The organism is Neorhizobium sp. 2083 (genome assembly GCF_031455615.1).
Taxonomy (GTDB): domain Bacteria; phylum Pseudomonadota; class Alphaproteobacteria; order Rhizobiales; family Rhizobiaceae; genus Neorhizobium.
This window is the reverse complement of record NZ_JAVDTC010000007.1, coordinates 309,480-333,516: the sequence shown is the minus strand read 5'-3', so window position 1 is coordinate 333,516 and position 24,037 is coordinate 309,480. Positions and strand designations below refer to the sequence as shown.

Here is a 24,037-nt window from a genome sequence, read left to right as displayed (position 1 = left end):
TCTGGACGATATCAGACCACCAATGGGAGGAAGGTTCATATAGTGCCATCGTCATTCTCCGAGTTCTTTCGGATGACACTATCGACAAACCACTCGGGGGAATTTAGAAATATCATCTGATGATGACGGAATTCCACCAATCTCGGTTATCCCTGTCTGACCCCCTTGTTGAGGAGGATCCTGAACAGTCGAGCCTGCGAGCGCGTGCGGTGAGGATCGACGTCTCGCAAAATGAACGCGAAGCGCCTGAGCACCGTCATAGAAAAGGGCAGCTCGTTATGGCGGCGCGGGGCGGAGTAACATGTCGTGTGCCGAGCGGCATGTGGATGGCCCCGCCCCAATGCGGTGTATGGGTTCCTGGGGGCATGCTGCACAGCAACGTGGCGACCGCAAACGCGCGATTGTTTTTTCTTTTTATCGAGCCGGGGGCTGCCGATCTCCCAGATCGATGCTGCACGCTTTCGCTGTCACCGCTCGTCAGGGAGCTCATCATCGAGATGGCTGGCCAGTCCGTGGTCGCGGGTGCTTATGCGGAGACGATGACGACACTGGTTCTGTCGGCTTTGTCACGAATGCCGGTAGAGGATCTGCACTTGCCTCTAACAGCCGAGGCGAGATTAAATCGTATCGCGGCTACGCTGGTGGAAGATCCGTCCGACCGCAGCACCATGGCACAATGGGCACAGCGCGTGGCAATGAGCGAGAATTCCCTCGCGCGTCTCGTTCAGCAGGAAACCGGCTTGACCTTCGGTCGTTGGCGCCAGCAATTGCAGTTGATTGTTGCCATACGAAGCCTCGCGGCCGGGGCCACGGTACAGCAGGTTTCGGGCGACCTCGGGTATGAATCCGTTTCTGCGTTCATTACGATGTTCAAGAAAGCACTCGGTAGATCCCCGGCTCAATATTTGCGGAAGTTCGAGCGTTGAACGTGAGTGAGTGCATCGACAGAAGCAACCGATTGGAGAGGAAGCATGTTCACCCACATCATGATCGGCAGCAATGACCTGGAGCGTTCCAGACGCTTTTACGACGCCACATTCGCTGCACTGGGAGGCAAGCCCGGCGAGATGGATGCGAGAGGCCGCCTGATCTACCTCCATGAAGGAGGCCGTCTCATGATCACAACACCGATCGATGGTAAACCAGCGACCGCAGCCAATGGTGGGACGATCGGTATCGCTGCTGCCAGTCGCGACCATGTTTTCGCATGGCACGCCGCTGGTACCGCGTATGGCGGCACGGCGATTGAGAGTCCCCCTACGGAGCGCCCAAACGGAGCCTTTGTGGCATATCTTCGCGACCCGGATGGAAACAAGCTGAGCGCGCGGTCTCATTCAACGAAATGAAATAGGCGTGCCGAACAAATGATGGGCAGCCTGCGCAGCAACCTACATGCCTGCGCCACCAAACAAATTTGCCTCATGGAAAGTGTGCAAGAACAAGGGCGCCGGTTCGTATTCTTTCAAGGGCGAGGCTATCACCGCTCTTCGCCTTCATTTTAGTCCTCGAATCGGATGTGATGCACACCCGAAGCAGACGCGCTCTGCGGCAGTGCCCCGTAGCCTATGCGCCACTTGCGAAAATCGCGATCTCTGCAGAAGCGTTAATAGTGATGAACCGGACAGATCGCGCTGTTGTAGGCTATGCAATCATAACCCGGTTATTCTGGCCGGCTTGCGATAAATGCACGGCCCCTGTTAAGCTGAGGGTTCTATTTCGTCCGGCGCTCTTGGCTTCGTAGAGAAGCTTGTCCGCTCGTTCATACAACCTCGTAAAGTCGTCATCACCAGAGATAGATGTGATGCCCATACTCGCAGTTACGGGCCTTGCGAGGACCGGAACCGCCATGGCGACAGTCGCAGGGATCGCCTCACGGCAAAGCTCGGCCTGTGCATCCACCTCGTGACCGCGCAGCAGAAGTAGGAACTCTTCGCCACCAAGGCGAAAGGCACGCACGTTCGGGCCTGCTTTGAGTGCGACGCCTACCGCCTTCAGCACTTCATCTCCGACACCATGCCCGTATCCATCATTGATCGCCTTGAAATGATCAAGGTCGATGGCAGCTAAAGCGGTGAAACCTGTGGCGCGAAGCTGCTCGAACTGCCGCTCGATCGCTCGCCTGTTGAGCAAACCCGTCAGCGGGTCGGTTTCAGATAGGCGTTCAAGCAGATCGGCCTCGTCGCGCGCACGATCTCGCTCTCGCTTCATGATCACAAAACGTTCTGCAACGCCAAGCGTTGTGAGGAGCACTTCAAACATGCAGCCGAAATAGAACATGAGCATGGCGTCTGCGCTCTGGAGCCCAGGTGTTAAGCCAGTCACTAGTCGTATAAGACCGACCAGTGCCAATGGCGCATAACCAACGGCCTGGAACCTTGCGGCGCGGCTCCCCCGACGCAGAGAGTCGATCAAGGACAATACGAAGACAGCAAGTATCGGTGCGAACGCTGCGGTGTACACGGTCGATTGAACCGGGCGTGCAACGAAGGGAAAGGTCGCGTGAAAGAAACTCAGGAAGACTGCCCATGCAGCACAATAGGGGAGGATGCGCCGCAGAATAGGATGCATCAATCCCGGCTCAATGAAGCTGTAAGTGAACATCGCGCCTGAGCCAATCGTGATCCCGAAGATCAGTGTCGTCATCCAGCTCAGCGTCATTGCTGGGGGGGCAAAAAAGGCGACCGCCAGACCGGATGTGACGGCGATGGTCATCAGCAGCGAAACGGTGAGGGCGGAGTGCCACAGAACGAACGGTTCGCGCAGGGCTCGATAGAAGGCCGCATTGAAGATGAGAGGCATCATGAGCGTGCCGGCGAGCCCGGCCATCAGCAGCAGGAACCGAAAGTCGTCGGCGCTAGCGCCTGCGTCGGTCGGTGAAAGGTATGCTTTCTCCAACGTCATCCGGTGGGAGGGCAAGTCAACAGCAGCGACAACCTGCCGACTCATTCTAGTGACTTCCGGTAGGGCCGCTTTGAAGTAGCCGCCAGCCATTGAACTTTGCAAGGCGGCGGCAGGATAGGAAGTCTGTCGAATCGAGCCGTCTTGGTCGATGACCAGCAGATGTACCGCTTCAAGTGCGCTCCGACGTGAAAGCAGATATCGGGGAGAGACTTGACTAGGTGTGATGTCGAAGCGAAGGAGGACTCGTTCCGCCTCAATGGAGATCCTCTGGTTCGTGCCAGAGCATGACCATCGGTGTTCATCGCGAGCCATCCCGACGATGTCTTCCGAAAGCGTGGCGGAAGCCCAACATGACGTGCGAATGTTGGTGGAATCGCTTGCGTTAGCGACGCTGGCACCCAACTGTGCCAATATCACCAGAAGCAGATATGACGATAGACCTTTGAAAAAATCGCCCCAAGCCATAGGCTTTCAATAGCCCAGAATGCTTTTGATGCCGTTAATGGACTTCATAGTCCCGTCTGCTTCTTCGCAGAAGAGGCGCACAGGCATCTGATCTCCCACAGGCGGGTGACCTCGTCGCGGCTCAGTATAACCGGCAAATTGCGGGGCTGTTCACACGGACCAGCCGACGCGCGAGAGCAAGCCGGTCGAGCGTGTGCGTGAAGAAAAACCGCCAGGCTGACACGATGCTGCCCATGGTCGGCAAGGGAACGCCATCCTCGTGCTGTTCGATCTGGAGGCGCCGCAACTCGTCGGCAGTCGCCGTATCCGGCGATCGCCCGAGAGATGTCGTGAAGCGCCCGATATCGCGGATACAGTTGCGATGCGTTGCCATTGAGAAGTGGCGCATCTTCATATCGTCGATCAGACGCTGGGGCAGCGTGCTGACGGGGGCATCGGGCAATATCTGGGTTATCGTTCGGTCCTTTGGTTGAAAGAAACCGAGATGGTCCACCCGAGCGAAGACGGGCTCAACCAAGCTGCGATGTCAGAGAGTTTGCATTTACCTCACCCTGCGCGCCTTCCCGCGCAGCGGGTTCCTTCACCGGCCCCTTTCCGGACATTCCAGATAGAACAGAAGCTTGACCTGCCTCGTTTATCAGTCTGCTTCCATCTGAAGTTATGGCTGGTCGATGGTTCGAATCTCATCAAGACCTTCGGATACCGCGTGCTGGAAGCCAAAGATGGTCCAGCAGCATCGCAGATATCAGCCACAGGCGGGGCTGTGGACCTGATTTTCACGGATGTGGTCTCGCCCCGAGGTATGATCGGCGCGGATGTGGTCGCAAAGGCAAAAGAGTTCGGCCATCGATAAAAGCATTGTTCACGATGGGCTATTGCCGCAATGCCATTGTCCATCATGGTCGATTCGCCAAAGGAGTTCATTTACTGCCGAAGCCCTTTTCCTTCAATGATCTCGCCGTCCGCGTTCGAGGTGTTCTCGGCCTATGACTATATACCCATCTCTCGGCAATGCCTCGCCAGGTGAATACAAAGTTCCAACCGGCGCCTTTACAGGCGGGTCGATAGTCCGTGTCCATCGGATCGTTGAAGAACATCATCGTCAGCATCGCCTGGGACTGGCGACGCAGAGCAAATCAAGAGCGCAAACCTGCTTGCCCGGCCGGAACTAAGCTTTGACACATTCCGGACGCTCGATAAATAGTATCGACGGCGATCATATTGCCCATCGAATCCGCCCCTCCGGTGATCGGTGCCTTCTCTGTTTCGATAGCGTTGATCATTGCGGCAAGCTGGTAATCATATGTCGTGCCGGCGCCGAGTGTATGTTCGTGATAAGGTTCGCCGTCCAGCCATTCGCGGATCGAATGGCCCTTGTGGGGCAGGCAGGGGTTGTCGAGTTCCACAACGCCGCGCTCGCCCTCCAGCCGTAGCAGGCCGCGGAACGGCGGGCTGGCGATGTCGGCGATGACCGTCGCCGGCGTTCCATCCGGAAACCGCATTTCCACATGCATGCTCTGGTCGACGCCGAGCGGATTGAGCGTACCTTTCGCGGAGAGGATTTCCGGTTCCGCCTGCATGATCGATCGAACCCAGTGAACCGGATAGCCGAGGTCCATCATCGCCCCGCCACCCTGCGAGGGATCGTGCCGGATCGACTTGGGATCGAAGGGGATATCGACGTAGAATTCGGCGCGCACCGATTTCAGCTTGCCGAGACGGCCGGAGGTCTTGAGATCTAACAGGCGAAGAAAGGCCGGATGGTAACGGTCGTGAAAGGCTTCCATCAGGATAAGCCCGGTTTCTTCCGCCACGGCGATCATCTCGGCAGCCTCGTCGGCATTCATGGCGATCGGCTTTTCACACAGCACGTGCTTGCCGGCCCTGAGTGCCGCAATCGACCACTCCTTATGCCCGGCGGGCGGCAGGGCATTGTAGACGATGTCGATCTCCGGATCGGCGAGCATCGCCTCGTAGCTCTCGTAGGCTTTTGTAATACCATGCTTTTCCGCATAGGCCGCCGCCGCGCCGGAACGTCGCGAGGCGACCGCATGGATCACCGTATCCCTGCGGCGATTGGCGGGCTGGATGATGGAGCGCGGCGCGATGCCTGCGGCGCCCAAAATTCCGATCTTGTGCATGATGTCTCTCCTCCCGGACATGTCGCAGTTCAGTCGAAAAACGCCTTGTCTTCCTCGGTGAGGTAGCGTTTCGCCTTTTCCGGCATGAGATCGACGCCCATGCCGGGACGGTCGATGACGTCGATGAAACCGTCCTTGACGATCTGTTCGGGTAAGCCTTCGACGATGTCGTACCACCAGTCCGGATCGCCGGTCGTGTACTCGAATGCGATGAAATTGTTGGGAAGCGTCGCAGAAACCTGGATGAGGGCAGCCAGACCCAGCAAGCCGTTGGCTGTGCCGTGCGGCGCCATCAGGATCGAATGCAGGTCGGCATATTCAGCGATCCATTTCAGTTCGGCGATGCCGCCGACATCGGCCGGATCGGGACCCACGACATTGACTGCCTGTCCTTCGATCAGTTCCTTGAAGTTCTGGCGCAGATAGATCTGTTCGCCGGTGTGGATCGGCGTCGTGCTCATGCGGGTGAGTTCGCGATAGACGCCGGCATTGACCCAGGGTGTGTAGTCGCCGGACAGCAGGTCCTCGACCCAGAGGAGATTGTAGGGCTCCAGCATCCGCACTAGACGGATCGCATCCGGCAGCATCCAGCCGGGTCCGCAGTCGAGCGCGAGGCCGGTCTTGTCGCCCGCCACTTCCTTCATCGCCGCGACGCAATCGACGAAATGCCGGAGGCCTTTTTCGGTGATCGGGCCACGATCCAGTGCGCCGTGGAAGGGGCTGGCATTCGGTTCGTGATAATAGAAATCCTTGACCGCACGCTTCATCGGCGAATGGAAGCCGATCGGCTGCTTGATGATCGTGAAGCCCTCCGGCAGCGCCATCATTTTCTTCAGGTCATCGGCGAGATCTTCCGGCTGGTGATCGGCGAGCGGGAAGCGGATCGATCCGTTATAGACGCGTACCTTATCGCGCACCTTGCCGCCGAGCAGCTTGTAGACGGGGATATTAGCGGCCTTGCCGGCAATGTCCCAGAGTGCCATCTCGATGACACTGACCGCCGAGCCCCAGGGTTTGAAGCCGCCACGCTGACGGATCTTCAGCATGACGCGCTCGACATTGGTCGGGTCTTCGCCGATCAGCGCATCGCGGAAGGCGAGGATATGCGTCTTGAGATAAGGCTTCCAGGTTTCTGCCTGGCCGTAGCCGGAAATGCCCTCATCGGAAACGATCCGCACGATCGGGCTCTTGCCGATGACCGCGCATTTGAGGTCGACGATCTTCATTCTGCCTCCTAGTCTGAATGTCTTTTGATTCGAGTGCTTTAAACCGGCATCGCTTCGCTCATGGCACGCGCCGCATCGATGGCGGCGACGCGGATTTCCTCCATGCGGCTCGGTTCGGCGCCGGCGAGAAACGGCACGCTGATCGCGGCAACGAGCTTGCCGGACTTGTCGAAGACTGGCGCTGCGAAAGCATGGATGCTCGGCGCGTTTTCGCCGCGGTCCTGCGCCCAGCCCAGCCGCTTGATGCGGGCAAGCTCGGTTCCCAGTCGTTTCGGATCGGTGATCGATTTCGACGTATAGGCGATCAGCGGCTTGGCGAGCCAGGTCGCCAGTTCTTCGGGCGGAAGATGTGCGAGTAACATCTTGCTCGCCGCCCCCGCATGGATCGGCATACGCTGTCCGGGCGCTACGGTCAGCGCGTATTCGCGGCGGCCTTGCGAGGCCGAAAGTACCAGTATTCCTTCGGGATCCAGTACTGAAAGCTTGCTGCCCTCACCGAGTTCGGCGGACAGCTTGTCGAGATACGGCTGCGAGAAAGCGGCAAGGTCGATGTCGCTGACGCCGGCCGCCACATGGGAGGCGAGTTTCAACAGCCGCCGTCCGAGATGATAGGCGCCTGTGTCGTCGCGCCGCACCATGTCGTGGCCCTGCAGCGTGTTGACGATGCGGTAGATCGTCGTGCGCGGCAGGCCGAGAAGCGTCGTCAAATCGCGGATATTCACGCCGTTCGGACGCCGCTCCAATGCGGCCAGAACATCCATCATCCGGTCGATGACAGGGATCGTGTGCTTGGCCGCACCGGAATCGCTCATCTGGTCCATAACAATCTTCGCCGTTGACATTCGAATTCACATCTTCCTATCATGCATTATTGAACTGTCAAAGTTCAAATATGGATAAGACTTGCAGCGTATCCGATGAGGAGGATGTGTGTGGCAAGCCGGTTCTGCTGGAGGAGGCAAACATCATGGAGAGAGATACCGCAGCGATTGCGGCCACCGCCGCACGCTTTCAGAAGCTTTACACCGCTGCCGTCTACGACATTCTCGACGAGATGGGCTTGCCCAACCAGTGCATGGACCTGGAGATCCGCGGGCTCGACCGCCACATGCGGATCGCCGGCCCGGCGTTTACCGTCGCATGCACGCTCGACGTTCGCGAAGACCATGAATACGACAATGAAGAGGTGAAAACCTTCACCTTCTTCCGCCGCATGTATCCCGGCTGCGTGGTGCTGATCTCGGCTGCCGGCGAGCGCAAGGCCGGGCACTGGGGCGAGTTGATGAGCACCGGTTCCAAGGCCAAGGGCGCTGTCGGCGTGGTCGTCGATGGCGGCATCCGCGACGGCAATATCCTGATGGGCATGGAAAACTGGCCGGTCTTCACCCGCTATCTCTCGCCGATTGAATCCCGCAAGCGCACCCGCATCAGCGGTATCGAAGTGCCGATCTCGATCACCGGCACGCTGACTTCTCAGATCCGCGTCGACCCCGGCGACTGGATTTTCGGCGACATGGACGGCGTCATCGCCATTCCGGCCGACAAGGTGAATGCGGTGCTGGACCGCGCCGAAGAGATCATGGGGATCGAAAACCGCTCCCGCAACGAAATCCGCGCCGGTGGCGATGTCGCCGACGTCTACGCCAAATACGGCCGTCTTTAATTGGAGTTATTGTTATGCTGACCGTTTCCTCGATTGCTCACGTTGCCATCCGCGTCAAGGACATTGACCGGACCCTCGATTTCTACATCAACAAGCTCGGTTTTTCCGAGATGATGCGCCTCGACAAGGATGGCCGCCTCTGGCTGGTCTATCTGCGCATCACCGACGACCAATATCTGGAAGTCTTCCCGGAAGGCGAGGGCGACCGCGCCGCCGAACGCGAAGCCGTCGGCTACAACCACCTCTGCCTTGCCGTGCCGGATATCCAGAAGACCGTCGCCGAACTCGACGCGCTTGGCATCGAACGCATCCGCCCGACCATCAAGGCTGCGGACAACAACTGGCAGACCTGGATCGAAGATCCGGATGGCCACCGCATCGAGCTGATGCAGATGGCTGATGACAGCCTGCAGTTCCAGGCGATCGAGCGCCTCAAGACGCAACGCAAATAGCTGCCTCGAAATCGCGCGATCTGGGAGGAGCCTCATGAAAATCGTCAAGCAGAAAATCTTCGTCGCGAACGTGTCGCGCACCAATTTCGTATTCGTCAAACTCTATACGGATGACGGCTACGAAGGTGTCGGCGAGGCGACGCTCGAATGGAAGACGAAGACCATCGTCTCCGCGCTTGAAGAACTGGAGCGCGTGCTGATCGGCCGCGATCCCTTCCAGGTCGATGCGATCGTCGAACAGCTGCACCGGGATTCCTATTGGCGCACCGGGGCGGTCTTCCGTACGGCGCTCGGCGCGATCGAGGCGGCTCTTCTCGACATCAAGGGAAAGGCGCTCGGCGTTCCGGTTTTCGAGCTGCTCGGCGGCAAATACCGGGATCGCGTCGAATGCTACGCCAATCACTGGTTCTTCGGGGCCGTCACGCCGGATCAATATGCCGAGAACGCCCGCAAGGCCGTGGCGATGGGCTATCGGGCCTTGAAATGGGACCCGTTCGATGTCGCCGATCTCGAAATGGATCGCAAGCAGCGTCGCGAGACGATCGATATCGTCGCCGCCGTGCGTGATGCGGTCGGTCCCGATATCGATCTGATGCTCGATGTTCATGGCCGGCTCAACGTGCCGACCGCGATCGTCATGTGCAGGGAGCTTACGCCCTATAATCTGCGCTGGATCGAGGAGCCGACGCCGCCGGAAAGCATCGACGCATTGGTCGATGTGCGGCAGAAAAGCCCCGTTCCGATCGCAGCCGGTGAGCGCTGGTATGAGCCCGGAAAATTCCTGGAGGCCTTGAACAAGAAGGCCGTCGATATTCTCCAGCCAGACGTCTCGCATGCCGGCGGCCTGGGTGAGACGAAGCGCATTTCGCACATGGCGCATCATCACCTGATCCCGGTCGCGCCACATAATCCGGTCGGCCCGGTGATGAATGCCATGACCCTGCACATGTCCGTCGCGATCCCGAATTTCTCGATCTTTGAGACAGTTTCGGTGGACGTGCCGTGGCGTAAGGAGCTGGTGAAGGAAACGCTGCAATTCGAAGGCGGCGCCATTCTTGCGCCAACGGCACCAGGTCTCGGTGTCGAGCTTATTGAAGAGGCCTGTGAGCGTTACCCCTATGCTCATTACAACGTGCCGCTGTTTGACGGCAGCATGAACACGAGTGGCGTAGCGACAGGCGCCGCGACGCTGAAGGACCGCTCGCACTCGTGATAAGCGCTCGATTGACAACCGGGCCTAACTGGCTCAAGTTATAATTCGAATTGATGACATTCAAATATGAACTGAATGGCGCGAAAGCCAAGGCATCAATCGGGGAGGCAGGCGTGAGGGTAGGACTGACGCTGTTCGGCGATCATCTCACTGAGGATGGTGCGCGTTACGCGAGCCAGCTCGGCGTCGCCGACGTGGTTATCCATCTCACCCAGTATGCCCGCAATGCCGATAGCAGCGCTTACCGTGCCGGCGGCGTGGTGGGGCCTGTCAATGGCGATTGCATCGATGTGCCGCTTTGGACCTACGATCACATGGCCGGTGTCGTGTCGATGCTCGGCAAACATGGCCTCAAGGTCGCAGCGCTGGAAAATCTCTCGCCAAACTTCTGGTCGGACATTCTTCTCGACGGCCCGAAAAAGCATGAGCAGATGGACGGGCTGAAACAGCTCGTGCGCGATGCGGGCAGGGCGGGCATCCCGGTGCTTGGCTATAATTTTTCGATCGCCGGCGTCTGGGGCTGGCAGCGCAAGCGCGTCGCCCGCGGCGGCGCCATGACCGCCGTGTTTTTCGGCGAGGAATTCGACCAGCAGCAGCCCATGCCGGACGGCATGTTGTGGAACATGCGGTACCGTCCGACTGCTTTGGACGGCGTACCGATCAACGTCTCGGAAGCTGAACTCTGGTCGCGGCTCGAATGGTTCCTGAAGGAACTGGTGCCGGTCGCCGAGAAAGCGAATGTGCGGCTCGCCGCCCATCCCGATGACCCGCCGGTCCAGCGCCTGCGCGGCAATGCCCGCCTAGTCAACAGCCACGCAAAGTATGAGCGGCTTCTCGATATCGTCAGAAGCCCGGCTAATGCGCTCGAATTCTGCGTCGGTTCGCTGCAGGAAATGGTGGACGGCGATGTCTACGAGACGACCCGTCATTTCGCGAAGCGCGACGCGATCGCCTATGTCCATTTCCGCAACGTTCGCGGCAAGGTTCCGCATTATGTCGAGAGCTTCGTCGATGACGGCGATGTGGATATGGCCGAGATCATCCGCGTCCTGCGCGACGAAGGGTTCGATAGCGTCATGGTGCCTGACCATGTGCCGGATCTTGATTGCCCGGCCCCATGGCACGCGGGCAATGCCTATACGATCGGTTTCATGAAGGCGCTGACAATGAACGCCGCCTCGCTGGGGCCCGCGCGTTCTGAACGGATTGCGGATTTCGCGGAGGTCTCGAAAGCCGCGACGGCATGAAGAATTCCGGCAGAAGCCGGGTCTGAAGGAGGGCGGCGCTGAAGCCGCATGGAGGAGGAAATGACAATGAAATTCAGGAAAATGGCCGTCATGACGGCCGCAATGACGATGCTGGCCAGCGGCGTGGCTTTCGCCGGTGATGTGACTTGGTGGACGCCGAATTTCAACGAGGCGCGCGCCCGTGAGATCGTCGCCAAGTTCGAAAAGGCCAACCCGGACGTCAAGGTCAAGCTCGAGATCACGACTTCGGACGGTCTGCCGCAGCGCGTGCTGACGGCGCTTCAGTCGGGCGCCGCCCCGGAAGTTATCGACGTCCAGCACGCTTGGATCAACGGTTACGCCCAGAATGATCTCGTCCTACCGGTCGATGACGTCCTGAAGGATCGCGACGATTATATTCCGGCCGCGCTGGACTATGCCACCTGGAACAACAAGCTCTGGGGCATTCCGTACCGCATCGAAACCCATGCGATCATCTACAACAAGGGTGCGTTCAAAGATGCCGGCCTCGACCCCAACAAGCCGCCGCAGACCTGGGATGAACTGGTTGCCGCGGCCAAGGCGCTCTCCAAAGGCAAGATGTCCGGCTTCGGCATCACCGGCGGCGGCGAAATGGGCAATACAATCTTCCGTTCGCTTCCATTCATCTGGATGAATGGCGGCGACATGATCTCGGCGGACGGCAAGAAGGCGCTCGTCAACCAGCCGGCAGCGGTCGCGGCGGTCAAGTTCTACACAGACTTCTTCAAGAACAAGCAGGCACCGGCTTCGACGCTTGAAAACGACGGTACGGCGCTGCGCCGCCTGTTCATCGCCGAAACGGTTGCTGCCTATCAGTCGGGCCAGTTCGACATCGCCTCGATCAAGAAGGAAAACCCGAAGATCGATATCGGCGTGATGCAGATCCCGCATCCGGCCGACAAGAAGACTGCGGCTCTGCTCGGCGGCTGGAGCTTCGTCATTCCGAAGTCGGCCAAAAACCCGACGGACGCCAAGAAACTCGTCGGCTTCCTCGCCGAAGCGGAAAACCAGGGTGCCCTGACCGATACGTTCCCGGCCCGCAAGTCGGCCATGTCTTTGCCGCGCTTCAGTGATCCGATCCTGACCGTCTTCAAGGAAATGCTGCCTTACGGCCGCGCCGTGCCGAACAACAAGAACTGGGTACAGATCACCCAGGCCTATTTCGACGGCATCCAGCGCATCCTGCTCGGCGATGAAGACGTGCAGAAGTCCATGGACGGCGCCGCCAAGGACATCCAGGCACTGCTCGACCAGAAATAAGATCGGATACCCGACCGCTTCGGGCGGAATTTATCCCCCGGGGCGGCACCACATCTGACTTCCCAAAGGAGCCATAGATGGACCGCAATTCGACGGGCCTTGTTTTCGTGTTGCCGGCGCTGATCGTGCTGGCGATGCTCATCGCCTATCCCGTTGCCTATACCGGCCTCTTGAGCGTCACCGATCGCCAGGGCGCCTTCGTCGGCCTCGACAATTTCAACGCCGTGCTCGGTGCGCGTGCCACGCCGCAAGCGTTCTGGAATACGTTCTGGTTCGTTGGCGGATCGATCGTCTTCCAGGTCGTGCTCGGTACAGCCGCGGCCATCCTGCTCAACCAGAATTTCATCGGCCGTGGCATCGTGCGTTCCATCACACTACTGCCTTGGGTCGTGCCGGGCATTGTTGCGGCGACCACCTGGGCCTGGATGTTCCACACCGAATTCGGCATTATCAACTACATGATGACCGGGGCGGGCGTCATTCCGGAACCGATCGGCTGGCTGACGAACGGCAACACGGTCATGCCGGTGCTGATCGCCATCAACGTCTGGAAGCTCTTCCCCTTCGTCGCCATCATGGTGCTCGCCGGCCTGCAGTCGATCCCGAACGACCTCTATGAGGCGGCCCGCGTCGACGGCGCCAATTTCTGGCAGGAAGTCTGGCACATCATGATCCCGCAGGTCCGCTCGGTCATCGTCGCGGTCACCCTGCTGCTCGTCATCTGGGGCCTGAACTCGATCACCATCATCTACGCGATCACCCGCGGCGGCCCCGCCAACCGCACATTGATCACGCCGATCCAGATCTTCCGGCTCGCGTTCGAAAGCACCAATTTCAATCAGGCGGCAGCGTTGTCGGTGATGTTCTTCGCCGTCGCTCTCGTCATCGTCATCATCTACATCAAGGCACTTGCCTCGACCCAGGAAGAGGCGAAATGAGCGAAGCCCCAACCCTCAAGCGCACCGGCTTGCCGCTGCCGATCACCATCGTCGGCGCTATCGTCCTCGTCTTCGTGTGCCTCTTCCCGTTCATGTGGATGTTCGGCTCGTCGATCAAGACGCTGCCGGAACTCTACACGGTGCCGCCGATCTGGTGGCCTGAGACGCCGACATTCGGCAACTATTACAAAGTGCTCTTCGGGAGCAATATTCCTCGCTATTTCCTGAACAGCGTGATCATCTCGGTCGGCTCGACCGTTCTGGCGCTGATCCTGGCAATCTTCGCGTCCTACGGTTTCGCCCGCTTCAATTTCCGCGGCAAACCCGTCCTGCAGAGCTTCGTGTTGATCGGCCAGTTGCTGCCGACGGCGGCGATCATCGTGCCGCTGTTCATAACCCTGCGCGTGCTTGGCCTCGTCAACACGTTCTGGGGCCTAATCCTGGTCTATATGATCGTCACCCTGCCGCTCTCGGTCTGGATGCTGACCTCTTATTTCAAGGCGATCCCGGTGGAACTGGAAGAGGCGGCGATCATCGACGGCGCATCGCGCATCGGCATCCTCTTTCGCATCACCCTGCCGCTATCGACGCCCGGCATCGTCGCGGTCGTGGTTTATGCCTTCGTCACCACCTGGAACGAGTTCGTCTTCGCGCTCTGCTTCGCGACCGACAGTTCGGTGAAGACCCTGCCGATCGGGCTTGCGGAATTCTCGACCGAGTTCAATACCGACTGGGGTGCCGTCATGGCGGCCTCCGTCGTCATGACGCTGCCGATCGCGCTCCTGTTCTTCTCGATGCAGCGTCTCTTCGTCGGCGGCTTGACCGCGGGCGCCACGAAAGGATGATCATGACCGACAAAACCATTCCGAAACTCGGCCTCGGCACCTATGGCCGCACTGGCGATGAGGGGATTGCCGCGCTTCTGAAGGCAATCGAGATCGGCTATCGTCATCTCGACACGGCTCAGAGCTACGGGACCGAACAGAATGTCGGCGAAGCGATGCGCCGCTCCGGCCTCAAGCGCGACGAACTTTTCGTCACCACCAAGGTCGCCGATACGCGCCTCGACAAGGCACAGTTCATGCCGTCCGTCTGCGCTAGCCTCGATACGATCGGCGTCGATCACGTCGATCTGCTGTTGATCCATTGGCCGTCGCATCGTGATGCCGTGCCGTTTGAGGACTATATGACGGGGCTCGTAGAGGCGCAGCAGAAGGGTTATGCCCGGCTGATCGGCGTTTCGAACTATCCGGCAGCCCTCCTCGAAAAGACGGCCGTGCTGATCGGCAAGGATGCACTCGCTACCAATCAGGTCGAGATCCACCCTTATTTGCAGGCTCCGAAACTGGCGGCCCATGCCCGTAAGATCGGCCTGCAGCTTACGGCCTATCAGCCGCTGGCGAAGGGCGAAGTTGCCAACGACCCCGTGCTGAAGCGCATTGCGGAAAAGCATGGCGTTACGGTCGCGGCCGTCGCGCTCGCCTTCCTGATGGCCGAAGGCCATATCGTCATTCCGGCCTCCGGCAGTGAGACCAATCTCAGGGCCAATTTCGCGGCCGGCACCGTTTCGCTGGATGCCGCCGAGATGGCCGAAATCCGTACCCTCGACCGCGGTTATCGCCGCATCGATCCCGAAAAGTCGCCCGCCTGGGACGATTGAGCCGGGATGTTTGAAATCTTGAATGGAGTAGACCCTTGGGTTCAGTGAACATCAGCCAGGCGCGCAAGAGCTATGGCGCACTCGAAATTCTTCACGGCGTGTCGGTGGATATCGCCAATGGCGAATTCGTCGTTCTCGTTGGCCCGTCCGGCTGCGGCAAATCCACGCTTCTGCGGATGATTGCCGGGCTGGAAGCGATCAGCGGCGGCGAAATCGCCATCGACGGCAAGGTGGTGAATGCGCTCGCCCCGAAAGAGCGCGACATCGCCATGGTCTTCCAGTCCTATGCGCTTTATCCGCATATGACCGTCGAGGCGAATATGGGCTTTTCGCTGCGGCTCGGCGGTGCACCGAAGGAGGAGATCAAGGCGCGTGTGGCGGAAGCTGCCAAGATGCTCGGCCTTGAAGATTACCTGAAGCGCTATCCCAAGCATCTCTCCGGCGGCCAGCGCCAGCGCGTCGCCATGGGCCGCGCCATGGTGCGCAAGCCGAAAGTCTTCCTCTTCGACGAGCCGCTGTCGAACCTCGATGCGAAGCTGCGCGTGCAGATGCGCTCGGAAATCAAGCAGAACCACCAGCGCCTGAAGACGACGACCGTCTACGTCACGCACGACCAGATCGAGGCGATGACCATGGCCGACCGGATCGTCGTCATGAACGGCGGCGTGGTCGAACAGGTAGGTTCGCCGCTGGAGCTTTACGACCGTCCGGCAAACCTCTTTGTCGCCGGCTTCATCGGTTCGCCGAGCATGAACATCCTGTCCGGCCGTATCGAGAACGGCAGTTTCCGCACCGCTGACGGCACCGCATTTGTCGTACCCGGCCTGGAGCGTTTTGGCAGCCGCGATGTACGCCTCGGCATTCGTCCGGAACACTTGAGCCTTGACGCCGGCGGGCTTGCCGCCGAAATCGTCACCGTGGAACCGACCGGGTCGGAAACGCAGGTGGTGCTGCGCCTCGGCGGCCATGACATGGTCGGCGTGTTCCGCGAGCGCATCATGCAGGCACCGGGCGAAAAGCTGTCGGTCAGCGTCGATGCAACACGGGTCCATCTCTTCGATCCGCAAACCGGCAAGCGGTTGGAGGCCTGACATGAGCGCGATCCCGAACGCCATTCTGGGCGACGGCGAAGAGCTGCTGCAGATCTGCTTCGTGACCCACAAGCTGGAAGAATCCGCCGGCTGGTTCTCCCGCATGACCGGGCTTCCGCTGCCGCCGGTGAGCTATGCCGCCGATCCCGACAAGGCGCAGGCCGTCTATCAGGGAAGGCCGGCGCGTATCGGCTGCCGTATCATGATGTTCAATTTCGCCCATATCGATCTGGAATTCATCGAGCCGGGTCCAGAGCCAAGTGCATGGCGTGATCTTCTGGAGCGCAAGGGGCCGGGGTTCCATCATCTCGCCTTCAAAACCCGTAACCTGACCCGCGATGCCGCTTCTCTCGAAGGCGCGGGGCATGCGATGCTGCAACGGGGCGAATTCCAGAGCGGCACCGGTCGTTATGCCTATTTCGATACCGAGGGCGGCCCGCTCGGCGGGTTGATCGAACTCCTCGAATTCGACCGGGACAAGCAGCCGCAATAGCGATGGCTGGCCTAAAACGGCACGTCGCCGGATAACGCATTGAAAGACGAGACCATGACCTATCCGATTTCCTACCAGCTCTATTCCTCCCGTAATTTCCCGCCGCTCTTCTCCCAGTTCGCTCAGCTTAAGTCATTCGGTTACGATGCGATCGAGCCTTGGCTTCCCGCCTATGAGGCCGACCCGAAAGCCTTTCGCCAGGCACTCGATGACAATGGCCTGAAATGCCATTGCTTCCACATGCCGCTGAAGGGCTTGGTGAACGAGCCGAACCGCTTCATCGATATCGCTTTGACGATCGGCGCTTCGATCATGATCCCGCCCTATGTCGTGCCGGAAGAGCGCGGCACGACCGCCGAATACTGGCAGGGCCTTGGCGGGCAGCTTTCGGAAGGGGCAACACTTGCTGCAAAGCACGGACTGAAGGTCGCCTGGCACAATCACGACTTCGAGTTCCGCCCGCTTGCCGACGGTTCGCGGTCGATCGACCACATTCTGGCCGGTGGCGAGAATGTCTGGTTCGAGATCGACTGCGGCTGGATCACCCGCGCCGGCGGCGATCCGGCGGCGGAACTTCAAAAATTTGCCGATCGCATCATCGCCATCCAGGCCAAGGACATGGCGCCGGCAGGCACCACGCAGGACGACGGTTGGGCGCCGACCGGCGACGGTATCATCGACTGGCAGAAACTCGTCCCGCTGTTCCGCAAGACGAAGGCCGAACATATCGTGACGGAACACGACAACCCCAGCGACTGGCGCATCTTTGCCAAACGCTCCATCGATTATCTGAAAAAGCTTGGCCTCTAGCAACCCCGACCTTTCGCCGGATTGCCGGCAAGGAGAGCGATCTTGGCAGAGCCACAGACTATTGAAGAACTCGAGCAAGAAGCAGCCGAACTGCAATTTGCATCGTTCGATCCCCTGATTGCGTGGAAAATCGGCTGCTACATTCAAGAGCGGGCGGTCGCCGAAAACATGCCGATTGCCTTCGAAGTCGCGCGGACAGGCCAGCGCCTGTTCTTTTTCGCGATGCCGGGAGCCATGCCCGACAACGCGCATTGGATAAAGCGCAAGCGTAATGTCGTCGAACGCTTCTATCGCAGCTCATTGATGATGAAACTGCTTGCAGATCGCGACGGCCGGCCGTTGCTTGAGCGATATGTCCTCTCAGCAGAAGACTATTGCTCCAGCGGCGGCAGCGTGCCGATCGTCGTTGCGGGCGCAGGGTGTGTCGGCTCGGTGACGGTAAGCGGGCTCACGCAATATGATGACCACAGGCTGGCGGCAGAGGCGATCCGGCATGTCGTATCACGACGATAGAGAACTGCACTGCTATCGTGGCCTATATGGCTCGTAAACTATGAGACGATCTAACGTCTTGTACCAGTCCGTAAAGCTTCCATCGTGACGATGTAGATGAGGGATTCGAAGCTGGATCAGAGATAACCGTCTTCTCACCGCAAGGGAGGTCGCGACGTCCATGCGCATTATACTTCCCGCTGCCAAATCAAGTTGACGCTGGTCGCCAGGGTGCAAGCTAATTCGAAAACAATCGGTCGCCGGTCCGCATCCCATCAAGAGCAGACCGTCGCAAATCTTGCGCAGCCTCTACCCACGGGACCTTGGGGAACAATCTTTGGTTGCCGATGTCGCGGAAAAGCCTGGCCTCCTTCAGCGAAAGGCCACGCCTGAGCGGAAGTGCGTCAGGCGATCGCGCCGCCGTCTGCCGTAAGGGTCGCACCCGTAATCACGCTCGCGGCGGAGCTTGCTAGAAAGACGACGGCGTTCGCAATTTCTCTCGGTTCGCCGTAGCGTCCTAGCGACGTCAGGCTTCGCTGGAAATCCGCAGCCGCGCCGTCTGCAGGATTCGAATCCGTGTCCGTCGCGCCCGGCTGCACAAGGTTCACCGTGATGCCGCTCGGCCCCAGCTCGCGGGAAAGGCCGCGGGTGAACGAGGTCAGAGCCGCCTTCGACATCGCGTAAGGCGTGATCCCAGGGAAAGGAACCCGCTCACCGAGTGCGGAACCGATCGTGACGATTCGACCGCCGTCGCGCAAGTGCGGAATGACAGCCTTTGCGAACAGCACGGGTGCACGAACGTTGACATCCATCACGGCCTGATATTCTTCCAGGTTCAGGTCGGCGATATTACCGGTATGGCCGATCGCCGCGCTGTTGACGAGGATGTTGAGCCCGCCCAGCTTCGCCACGGCTTCTTCAACCGCCCGAGCGATGGCCTGCGGGTCGGCGCTGTCGGCCTGGATGGCGGCAGCGCGGCGCCCATGGCTTGAAATTGATTTCGCGACCGCCTCGGCCTTCTCGGCCGAGCGCTGATAGGTGAACGCGACGTCGGCGCCGTTCTCGGCAAGAGCAAGAGCGATAGCCGCACCGATACCGCGAGAACCGCCGGTGACCAGGGCACGTTTTCCGCTTAGATCAATCATATGCATCTGTTCCTTTCATTGCCGTGGAGCGAGGAGGATCGCAGCATTGCGGAGCCTCCACGCTCGTTGTTCCGGTCATTTCGGGTTCAAGGTGCGCCGGTTGAAGTGGCCGGAGTTGCAACAGGGTGTTGCGTGAAGGGGAACAGCATCCTTATGCGCCGGCCGCCAGTCGCAACTCGAACAACACGGCGTCTCACCTAGGGCACTTTTCGGTATCGGAAGGCTTCCTAGTTTCTTCCGACGACGGTGCGTGCGTTGGACTGCGCGATGCAGTCATCGGTCGATGGAGGTCTTCTTGAAAGCTGCGATCTACGACAATTCGGGGCCGCCTTCGGTTCTCGTCTACGCGGATGTGCCCGATGGCGCGGGCTCCCGCGTTGCCGATCTCTTTCGGATCCGCCTACCACAGCGTGATAGCGAAGGGCGGGCTACGAGAAGGCGAAACCGTCCTCGTTCACGCCGCCGCCGAAGGCGTGGACTGGCCGCAGTGCAGCTTGCGCGTCGAACAGGAGCCATGGTCATCGCCGTTGCGAGCGGCAGGCGCGGCTGACCGAACTGGGCGCAAGTCATGTCATCGACCGCTCGCGCAGGACGTCGTGGAAGAAGCGCGCCGACTGACCGGCGCCCAGGGAGTGGATCTTGTCACAGACCCGGTCGGCCCCACGCTGCAGACTTCTCTCTCCGCGCTCGCTCCAGAGGGCCGGTTCGTCTTCCTCGGAAACGCGGGCGGCGGGAAGCTCGAGGTCGACCTATGGCAGCCGATGCGGAACAATCCAATCGCTGCATGGAGTGTTCATGGGGCCTCCCCTGGAGAGACCGGCCGTCCACCGAACTGTCGACGACCTCCTCGAAGCCGCTGCCGCTGGGGGATCCAAGTCGTCATCGACCGCACCTTTGCTCTCCAAGACGCTTCGAAGGCGCACGATTACGCCGAAACGGGCAGGCCGCTAGGGCGGGTGATCATGACGCCGTGAATGCGCGAAGCTAGGACTTGGAGCCGGCGTCGAAGCATTCGATCAGCATCTCGGTCAGCACTCGTACTTTCCGGGACGGGTGCTGTCCGGGAGGTCGGACCACGAATATGCCGGCCGCCGGCGGCGGGTGACGCTGCATCACCTCGACCAGCGTACCGGCGGCGACATGCTGGTCTGTCAGGCCGTTCGGAAGTCTTGCAATTCCAATTCCTTCGAGCGCGGCTGCAAGGAGCGCGACCCCGTTGTCGGCCTTGAAGCGGCCTTGCGGGCGAATATTGAGGATCTGGTCGCCGTCGGTCACCTGCCAGACTTCCGTCCCCTGCATGAGCGCTTGGTGCTCGAGGAGTTCGTCCGGCGTCTCGGGCGCGCCGTTTGCGGCAATGTAGGAAGGACTTGCTACGAATTTCCCGTAGAGAGGCCCCACGCGTCGGGCGATGAGGTTCGAGTCCGGCAGATACCCGATCCGGATGGCGCAGTCGAAACCCTCGGTGAGCAGATCGACGAAGCGGTCGGTGTAGCAGGAGTGGATATGAAGCTGCGGGTGTCGGCGCGCCATCTGTGACAAGACGGGGGCGAAGTGCGTCGGGCCGAAGGATAGCGGCACCGCAACCCGCAGGCGGCCTCGAAGCTCGCCTGCGGGCAGGATCGTCTCGCGAGCGGTGTCGATTTCGGCCGTTACCCGAGCGGCATAGTCCCGGAAAGTCGTCCCTTCTTCCGTGAGTGCGATGCCCCGCGTCGTACGCGAGACGAGCTGCGCGCCAAGTTCGGCTTCGAGCCTGGCGATCCGCCTGCTGACCATGGACTTCGAGACGCCGAGGCGCTGCGCGGCAGACGTCACACCGCCCGCATCGGCGACTTCCACAAAGGTCCTGAGATCCTCGACTTCCATTGGCGTTCCCCAACCTGCAACACGGCTTGCCTCCTTCCAGGACTACCGTATCGCGTCCTGGACTGACAAGGTCGGCGCGGATCGCCCCTTAGAGAGCGCTCGCCTTTCGTTTCAACGAACAGCCAAGGACATTGCATGACCTTTCGTAACGGCCTCAACTCGCTTCTCCGCCCGGAAGACTCGGTACTCGTTCTCATCGACCATCAGGCGTACCAACTCGCGAACGTGAACAGCCACGAACCCACGATGGTGGTCAACAACACGGTCGGACTGGCAAAGGCGGCAAAAGCCTTTGACGTCCCGACAATCCTCACGACCGTCATCGCGGAGCGCGGCGGCAATCTCTTCCCGCAGATCGCGGACGTGTTTGCCGGCCAGGAGATCATCGACCGTACGTTCATCAACACCTGGCAGGATCCGAAGGTCGTCGATGTCGTAAAGGCGACCGGCCGCAAGCAACTGATCATCGCGGGCCTCTGGACGGAGGTATGTGTCGCCATGCCGGCAATTCAGGCAGCCGGCGAGGGCTGGGACGTCACGGTGATCACCGACGCGTCGGGAGGCGTCTCGGTTGAGGCGCACCAGATCGCGATCCAGCGCATGATCGCAGCCGGCGTCAACATGATGACCTGGCTGGCGCTCGCAGCTGAGTGGCAGCGGGACTGGGCCCGCGCCGAACAGGCTGCGAAGATCACGGACGTCATCGTTCAGCATTCCGGCGGAAGCGGGATCGCATATCTGTGGGAGCAGCAATTGCTCAACACCCAGGCACCGAAGGCTGGCGCAGGAGTGTAATCCGACGTAGAACGGGGGAGCAGGACGACCGCTGCGTCTCTCGCTCCTCGGCTACGACCTGATCGCGGCACGAGAAGGACCTGGCACATGAGCTGGAACCCCGCTATCGAACCCGGCTGCCCTGATCAGGTCGTCGTGGACGCGATCGAAACGTTGATCGTTCCACGAGCCCGCGACCTGGGCGGCTTCGAGGTCCGACGCGCGCTACCTGCGCCGAACCGACAGATGGTCGGCCCGTTCATCTTCTTCGACCAGGCCGGCCCCGCCGAACTCCTGACCGCGCAGGGCGTCGACGTCCGGCCCCACCCTCACATCGGTCTCGGCACCGTCACCTACCTCTACCGCGGCGACTTCCACCATCGCGACAGCACCGGAGCTGACCAGATCATCAAGCCGGGCGAGCTGAACTGGATGGTCGCGGGCAGGGGTGTATCGCATTCGGAACGCACGAGCTCGGCGGCTCGGACCGGCCCAAACAGCCTGTTTGGAATCCAGACATGGCTGGCGCTGCCGGACGGGCAGGAAGACGTGGCGCCTTCTTTCGAGCACCACGGCAGGAACACGCTTCCGATGATCGAAGATAACGGCATCTCGGCGCGGCTGATCCTGGGAAACGCCTACGGCGAGCACGCTCCCGCCAGAATGTTCTCGGAGACCTTTTACGCCGACGTCAAGCTGGATCCGCTCGCGCGTCTATCCATGCCCGATGAACATGAAGACCGGGCGATCTACGTTGTCGAAGGTTCGATCTCGGTCGCCGGACAGGAGTTTGGCACGATGCAGATGATGGCATTCCGTCCCGGCGACAGTATAACCGTCGCGGCCGGCGAGCGTGGCGCACGGATCATGATACTCGGGGGCGCAACGTTCTGCGGGCCAAGATACATCTGGTGGAATTTTGTCGCCTCGTCGATGGAGCGTATCGAAGAAGCCAAGCCGAATGGCGAGCCGGAAAATGGGGCGAGGGCCGTTTCGACCTTCCTGCTGGGACCGCGGGGAGTTCATACCCTTGCCCGATTGAGTCCGCTCGTCAGCCTAAAGGCAAAGGGTCTGGGTCCGTGGCGATGCAATGAAAGTGGCGAGGTTGCGGGAGAGGTGCGTGGAGAAAACAATCGATGAGTTGCGCCAAGTGGACGAGGCGCTATTGATGACGTGGTACATCGAGCCGTGCGTTTTGCCTGCTGGGATGTCCGCTTAGCGAGCGAGGCCGTCTTTTTTATCTCTCACGAACCTCGGCCCAGTGAGGATAGGTCACAAAGGCCGTCGTCGCACCCTCTCCCTCGATCGTGATCGTCACGGATTGACCTTCAGGCATGTAAACAATGTCGCCGGGTCCCGCAGTGACCGTTCCATCGCGAGTGGATACTGACAGTCGGCCCTTAAGGACGATCATCGGGTCGTCTACGGCCATCGCCTCGGTCGGCGACTGACAGGGAGCGTACCGGCCATAGCCGATCGAGACCGGGCCACCGTTCCGTGCGTCCACCAGGCGATTTGACGAGTTCTGCGTCTGAAATGCTGAACTTTTGGACCTTCGCCTACTTCCTCCCGCGTTTCCGCTTTAGATGGAGCAAATTCCTTACCGCCAACCTGTCCTATGGAGTAAGACATGGCTGAGACATCCTGTATATCGACGCCCGAACAGCGGAAGTACCTTGAGATCCGCAACGCAGCGGAGCGTTCGATGTTAGACAAAGTCTTCAAGGCGATCGACGTCGCGGCTGCCGAAGTCGCCGACGGTTTTAGGGAGGCCGGGCTGGAATTCGAGCCGACCAGCAAGGAGTATTTCATGTTCACGGTTCAGCAGGTGATGTTCGTCCGCCTGTGCGGCGGCGATCCTGACACGCTTAAGGGTGGCGATTCCGAGCTGGGTCAGCGGATTGTCAACAACGGCCAGCATATCATCGACAGCTATTGGCGAGGCGGCTGAGGCCCCGAATGGACTGACGAGGGAACTTGTAAAACCGCAATCCGCCTGCGCGAGCGAAACAGATGCTAGGATCGGTTTTTCAGAAAAGCGACAAGGTGCTTGGTTGCCGGAACCCTCGACCAGGCCAATCCTCTACGCATTGCGGTCCGGCGGAAGTCGGACTGCTGCGATGAGCGAGTTTAGTACACGGGGTCAGGATCGCGTGCTGGCGCCGGTGGCCGCCGAATTTCA

At 60.1% G+C, this 24,037-nt stretch carries 26 protein-coding genes and 1 pseudogene; 19 read left to right on the top strand and 8 right to left on the bottom strand.

All coding sequences use genetic code 11. The features are described 5' to 3' along the window. Positions 1-119 precede the first annotated feature (119 nt). Entirely contained in the window at positions 120-926 is an 807-nt protein-coding gene (locus J2X76_RS25535) for a helix-turn-helix transcriptional regulator (protein ID WP_310220290.1), read from the top strand. 45 nt (positions 927-971) lie between these two features. After that, positions 972-1,346 carry a VOC family protein gene (locus J2X76_RS25530; protein ID WP_310220289.1) on the top strand — a complete coding sequence of 125 codons (375 nt, stop codon included), beginning with the start codon at positions 972-974 and terminating at the stop codon, positions 1,344-1,346. A 295-nt stretch (positions 1,347-1,641) separates the two neighbouring features. On the opposite strand, the gene J2X76_RS25525 is transcribed toward J2X76_RS25530, so the two are convergent. After that, a complete protein-coding gene (locus J2X76_RS25525; RefSeq protein WP_310220288.1) occupies positions 1,642-3,366 on the bottom strand; it encodes a diguanylate cyclase in 1,725 nt (574 codons plus the stop codon). A gap of 121 nt (positions 3,367-3,487) precedes the next feature. Further along, positions 3,488-3,808 carry a hypothetical protein gene (locus J2X76_RS25520; RefSeq protein ID WP_310220287.1) on the bottom strand — a complete coding sequence of 107 codons (321 nt, stop codon included), beginning with the start codon at positions 3,806-3,808 and terminating at the stop codon, positions 3,488-3,490. A gap of 42 nt (positions 3,809-3,850) precedes the next feature. Here J2X76_RS25520 and J2X76_RS25515 point away from each other — a divergent pair, with 42 nt between their 5' ends. After that, on the top strand, positions 3,851-4,219 hold the full coding sequence (locus tag J2X76_RS25515) for a hypothetical protein (protein ID WP_310220286.1): 369 nt from the start codon (positions 3,851-3,853) through the stop codon (positions 4,217-4,219). Positions 4,220-4,502: 283 nt separating this feature from the next. Here the strand turns inward: J2X76_RS25515 and J2X76_RS25510 are convergent, their stop codons facing one another. Genes J2X76_RS25510 through J2X76_RS25500 form a run of 3 tightly spaced genes read right to left on the bottom strand, consistent with a single transcriptional unit; the run spans position 4,503 to position 7,554 of the window. Further along, positions 4,503-5,507: a Gfo/Idh/MocA family oxidoreductase gene (locus tag J2X76_RS25510; protein WP_310220285.1), complete on the bottom strand. Its 1,005-nt coding sequence runs from the start codon at positions 5,505-5,507 to the stop codon at positions 4,503-4,505. Between the two features lie 29 nt (positions 5,508-5,536). Beyond that, a complete protein-coding gene (locus tag J2X76_RS25505; RefSeq protein ID WP_310220284.1) occupies positions 5,537-6,733 on the bottom strand; it encodes a mandelate racemase/muconate lactonizing enzyme family protein in 1,197 nt (398 codons plus the stop codon). A 38-nt stretch (positions 6,734-6,771) separates the two neighbouring features. Continuing rightward, positions 6,772-7,554, bottom strand: coding sequence for an IclR family transcriptional regulator (locus tag J2X76_RS25500; RefSeq protein WP_310220283.1), 783 nt, complete (start codon positions 7,552-7,554; stop codon positions 6,772-6,774). Between the two features lie 146 nt (positions 7,555-7,700). Here J2X76_RS25500 and J2X76_RS25495 point away from each other — a divergent pair, with 146 nt between their 5' ends. The 12 genes from J2X76_RS25495 to J2X76_RS25440 all read left to right on the top strand — a co-directional run bounded on the left by J2X76_RS25495 (position 7,701) and on the right by J2X76_RS25440 (position 18,094). Continuing rightward, positions 7,701-8,396 carry a dimethylmenaquinone methyltransferase gene (locus J2X76_RS25495; protein ID WP_310220281.1) on the top strand — a complete coding sequence of 232 codons (696 nt, stop codon included), beginning with the start codon at positions 7,701-7,703 and terminating at the stop codon, positions 8,394-8,396. Positions 8,397-8,410: 14 nt separating this feature from the next. Next, positions 8,411-8,848 (top strand): VOC family protein, encoded by a 438-nt coding sequence (locus tag J2X76_RS25490; RefSeq protein WP_310220279.1) that lies wholly within the window; start codon positions 8,411-8,413, stop codon positions 8,846-8,848. A gap of 34 nt (positions 8,849-8,882) precedes the next feature. Continuing rightward, positions 8,883-10,061 carry a mandelate racemase/muconate lactonizing enzyme family protein gene (locus J2X76_RS25485; RefSeq protein ID WP_310220278.1) on the top strand — a complete coding sequence of 393 codons (1,179 nt, stop codon included), beginning with the start codon at positions 8,883-8,885 and terminating at the stop codon, positions 10,059-10,061. 113 nt (positions 10,062-10,174) lie between these two features. Continuing rightward, positions 10,175-11,308, top strand: a complete 1,134-nt coding sequence (locus J2X76_RS25480; protein WP_310220277.1) for a mannonate dehydratase — start codon at positions 10,175-10,177, stop codon at positions 11,306-11,308. A 66-nt stretch (positions 11,309-11,374) separates the two neighbouring features. After that, positions 11,375-12,589, top strand: coding sequence for an ABC transporter substrate-binding protein (locus tag J2X76_RS25475; protein ID WP_310220276.1), 1,215 nt, complete (start codon positions 11,375-11,377; stop codon positions 12,587-12,589). A gap of 77 nt (positions 12,590-12,666) precedes the next feature. Beyond that, a complete protein-coding gene (locus J2X76_RS25470) occupies positions 12,667-13,527 on the top strand; it encodes a sugar ABC transporter permease (protein ID WP_310220275.1) in 861 nt (286 codons plus the stop codon). Next, the gene (locus J2X76_RS25465) at positions 13,524-14,372 is read left to right on the top strand and encodes a carbohydrate ABC transporter permease (RefSeq protein ID WP_310220273.1); all 849 of its coding nucleotides are present in this window, start codon (positions 13,524-13,526) and stop codon (positions 14,370-14,372) included. Before J2X76_RS25470 ends, J2X76_RS25465 begins: the two co-directional genes overlap by 4 nt. Before the next feature lie 2 nt (positions 14,373-14,374). Continuing rightward, complete coding sequence (locus tag J2X76_RS25460) at positions 14,375-15,187, top strand: aldo/keto reductase (protein ID WP_310220272.1); 813 nt, start codon at positions 14,375-14,377, stop codon at positions 15,185-15,187. 35 nt (positions 15,188-15,222) lie between these two features. Continuing rightward, complete coding sequence (locus J2X76_RS25455; RefSeq protein ID WP_310220270.1) at positions 15,223-16,278, top strand: sn-glycerol-3-phosphate ABC transporter ATP-binding protein UgpC; 1,056 nt, start codon at positions 15,223-15,225, stop codon at positions 16,276-16,278. 1 nt (position 16,279) lies between these two features. Further along, complete coding sequence (locus J2X76_RS25450; protein WP_310220269.1) at positions 16,280-16,771, top strand: VOC family protein; 492 nt, start codon at positions 16,280-16,282, stop codon at positions 16,769-16,771. Positions 16,772-16,810: 39 nt separating this feature from the next. Further along, complete coding sequence (locus tag J2X76_RS25445) at positions 16,811-17,581, top strand: sugar phosphate isomerase/epimerase (RefSeq protein WP_310220268.1); 771 nt, start codon at positions 16,811-16,813, stop codon at positions 17,579-17,581. Between the two features lie 42 nt (positions 17,582-17,623). Next, positions 17,624-18,094: a heme-degrading domain-containing protein gene (locus J2X76_RS25440; protein ID WP_310220266.1), complete on the top strand. Its 471-nt coding sequence runs from the start codon at positions 17,624-17,626 to the stop codon at positions 18,092-18,094. 383 nt (positions 18,095-18,477) lie between these two features. Here the strand turns inward: J2X76_RS25440 and J2X76_RS25435 are convergent, their stop codons facing one another. Next, on the bottom strand, positions 18,478-19,218 hold the full coding sequence (locus J2X76_RS25435) for an SDR family NAD(P)-dependent oxidoreductase (protein ID WP_116275712.1): 741 nt from the start codon (positions 19,216-19,218) through the stop codon (positions 18,478-18,480). 350 nt (positions 19,219-19,568) lie between these two features. On the opposite strand from J2X76_RS25435, the gene J2X76_RS25430 reads away from it, so the two are divergent. After that, positions 19,569-20,192, top strand: coding sequence for a zinc-binding dehydrogenase (locus J2X76_RS25430; RefSeq protein ID WP_310220264.1), 624 nt, complete (start codon positions 19,569-19,571; stop codon positions 20,190-20,192). 10 nt (positions 20,193-20,202) lie between these two features. On the opposite strand, the gene J2X76_RS25425 is transcribed toward J2X76_RS25430, so the two are convergent. Further along, positions 20,203-21,081: a LysR family transcriptional regulator gene (locus J2X76_RS25425; protein ID WP_310220262.1), complete on the bottom strand. Its 879-nt coding sequence runs from the start codon at positions 21,079-21,081 to the stop codon at positions 20,203-20,205. A gap of 135 nt (positions 21,082-21,216) precedes the next feature. Between J2X76_RS25425 and J2X76_RS25420 the strand changes: the two genes are divergently transcribed. Continuing rightward, the gene (locus J2X76_RS25420; RefSeq protein ID WP_310220260.1) at positions 21,217-21,876 is read left to right on the top strand and encodes a hydrolase; all 660 of its coding nucleotides are present in this window, start codon (positions 21,217-21,219) and stop codon (positions 21,874-21,876) included. An 87-nt stretch (positions 21,877-21,963) separates the two neighbouring features. Continuing rightward, positions 21,964-22,897, top strand: a pseudogene (locus J2X76_RS25415) (pirin family protein). A 195-nt stretch (positions 22,898-23,092) separates the two neighbouring features. Here J2X76_RS25415 and J2X76_RS31665 read toward each other — a convergent pair. Next, entirely contained in the window at positions 23,093-23,269 is a 177-nt protein-coding gene (locus tag J2X76_RS31665) for an AraC family ligand binding domain-containing protein (RefSeq protein WP_405030091.1), read from the bottom strand. A gap of 216 nt (positions 23,270-23,485) precedes the next feature. On the opposite strand from J2X76_RS31665, the gene J2X76_RS25405 reads away from it, so the two are divergent. Further along, positions 23,486-23,806 (top strand): hypothetical protein, encoded by a 321-nt coding sequence (locus J2X76_RS25405; protein ID WP_310220259.1) that lies wholly within the window; start codon positions 23,486-23,488, stop codon positions 23,804-23,806. Positions 23,807-24,037: the final 231 nt, after the last annotated feature.

Bases quoted from the DNA above. Each gene is read 5' to 3' on its own strand.
- J2X76_RS25535 (WP_310220290.1), top strand. From the start codon at position 120: ATGATGACGGAATTCCACCAATCTCGGTTATCCCTGTCTGACCCCCTT.
- J2X76_RS25530 (WP_310220289.1), top strand. From the start codon at position 972: ATGTTCACCCACATCATGATCGGCAGCAATGACCTGGAGCGTTCCAGA.
- J2X76_RS25525 (WP_310220288.1), bottom strand. From the start codon at position 3,366: ATGGCTTGGGGCGATTTTTTCAAAGGTCTATCGTCATATCTGCTTCTG.
- J2X76_RS25515 (WP_310220286.1), top strand. From the start codon at position 3,851: ATGGTCCACCCGAGCGAAGACGGGCTCAACCAAGCTGCGATGTCAGAG.
- J2X76_RS25510 (WP_310220285.1), bottom strand. From the start codon at position 5,507: ATGCACAAGATCGGAATTTTGGGCGCCGCAGGCATCGCGCCGCGCTCC.
- J2X76_RS25505 (WP_310220284.1), bottom strand. From the start codon at position 6,733: ATGAAGATCGTCGACCTCAAATGCGCGGTCATCGGCAAGAGCCCGATC.
- J2X76_RS25500 (WP_310220283.1), bottom strand. From the start codon at position 7,554: ATGGACCAGATGAGCGATTCCGGTGCGGCCAAGCACACGATCCCTGTC.
- J2X76_RS25495 (WP_310220281.1), top strand. From the start codon at position 7,701: ATGGAGAGAGATACCGCAGCGATTGCGGCCACCGCCGCACGCTTTCAG.
- J2X76_RS25490 (WP_310220279.1), top strand. From the start codon at position 8,411: ATGCTGACCGTTTCCTCGATTGCTCACGTTGCCATCCGCGTCAAGGAC.
- J2X76_RS25485 (WP_310220278.1), top strand. From the start codon at position 8,883: ATGAAAATCGTCAAGCAGAAAATCTTCGTCGCGAACGTGTCGCGCACC.
- J2X76_RS25475 (WP_310220276.1), top strand. From the start codon at position 11,375: ATGAAATTCAGGAAAATGGCCGTCATGACGGCCGCAATGACGATGCTG.
- J2X76_RS25470 (WP_310220275.1), top strand. From the start codon at position 12,667: ATGGACCGCAATTCGACGGGCCTTGTTTTCGTGTTGCCGGCGCTGATC.
- J2X76_RS25465 (WP_310220273.1), top strand. From the start codon at position 13,524: ATGAGCGAAGCCCCAACCCTCAAGCGCACCGGCTTGCCGCTGCCGATC.
- J2X76_RS25460 (WP_310220272.1), top strand. From the start codon at position 14,375: ATGACCGACAAAACCATTCCGAAACTCGGCCTCGGCACCTATGGCCGC.
- J2X76_RS25450 (WP_310220269.1), top strand. From the start codon at position 16,280: ATGAGCGCGATCCCGAACGCCATTCTGGGCGACGGCGAAGAGCTGCTG.
- J2X76_RS25435 (WP_116275712.1), bottom strand. From the start codon at position 19,218: ATGATTGATCTAAGCGGAAAACGTGCCCTGGTCACCGGCGGTTCTCGC.
- J2X76_RS25430 (WP_310220264.1), top strand. From the start codon at position 19,569: ATGTGCCCGATGGCGCGGGCTCCCGCGTTGCCGATCTCTTTCGGATCC.
- J2X76_RS25425 (WP_310220262.1), bottom strand. From the start codon at position 21,081: ATGGAAGTCGAGGATCTCAGGACCTTTGTGGAAGTCGCCGATGCGGGC.
- J2X76_RS25420 (WP_310220260.1), top strand. From the start codon at position 21,217: ATGACCTTTCGTAACGGCCTCAACTCGCTTCTCCGCCCGGAAGACTCG.
- J2X76_RS31665 (WP_405030091.1), bottom strand. From the start codon at position 23,269: ATGATCGTCCTTAAGGGCCGACTGTCAGTATCCACTCGCGATGGAACG.
- J2X76_RS25405 (WP_310220259.1), top strand. From the start codon at position 23,486: ATGGCTGAGACATCCTGTATATCGACGCCCGAACAGCGGAAGTACCTT.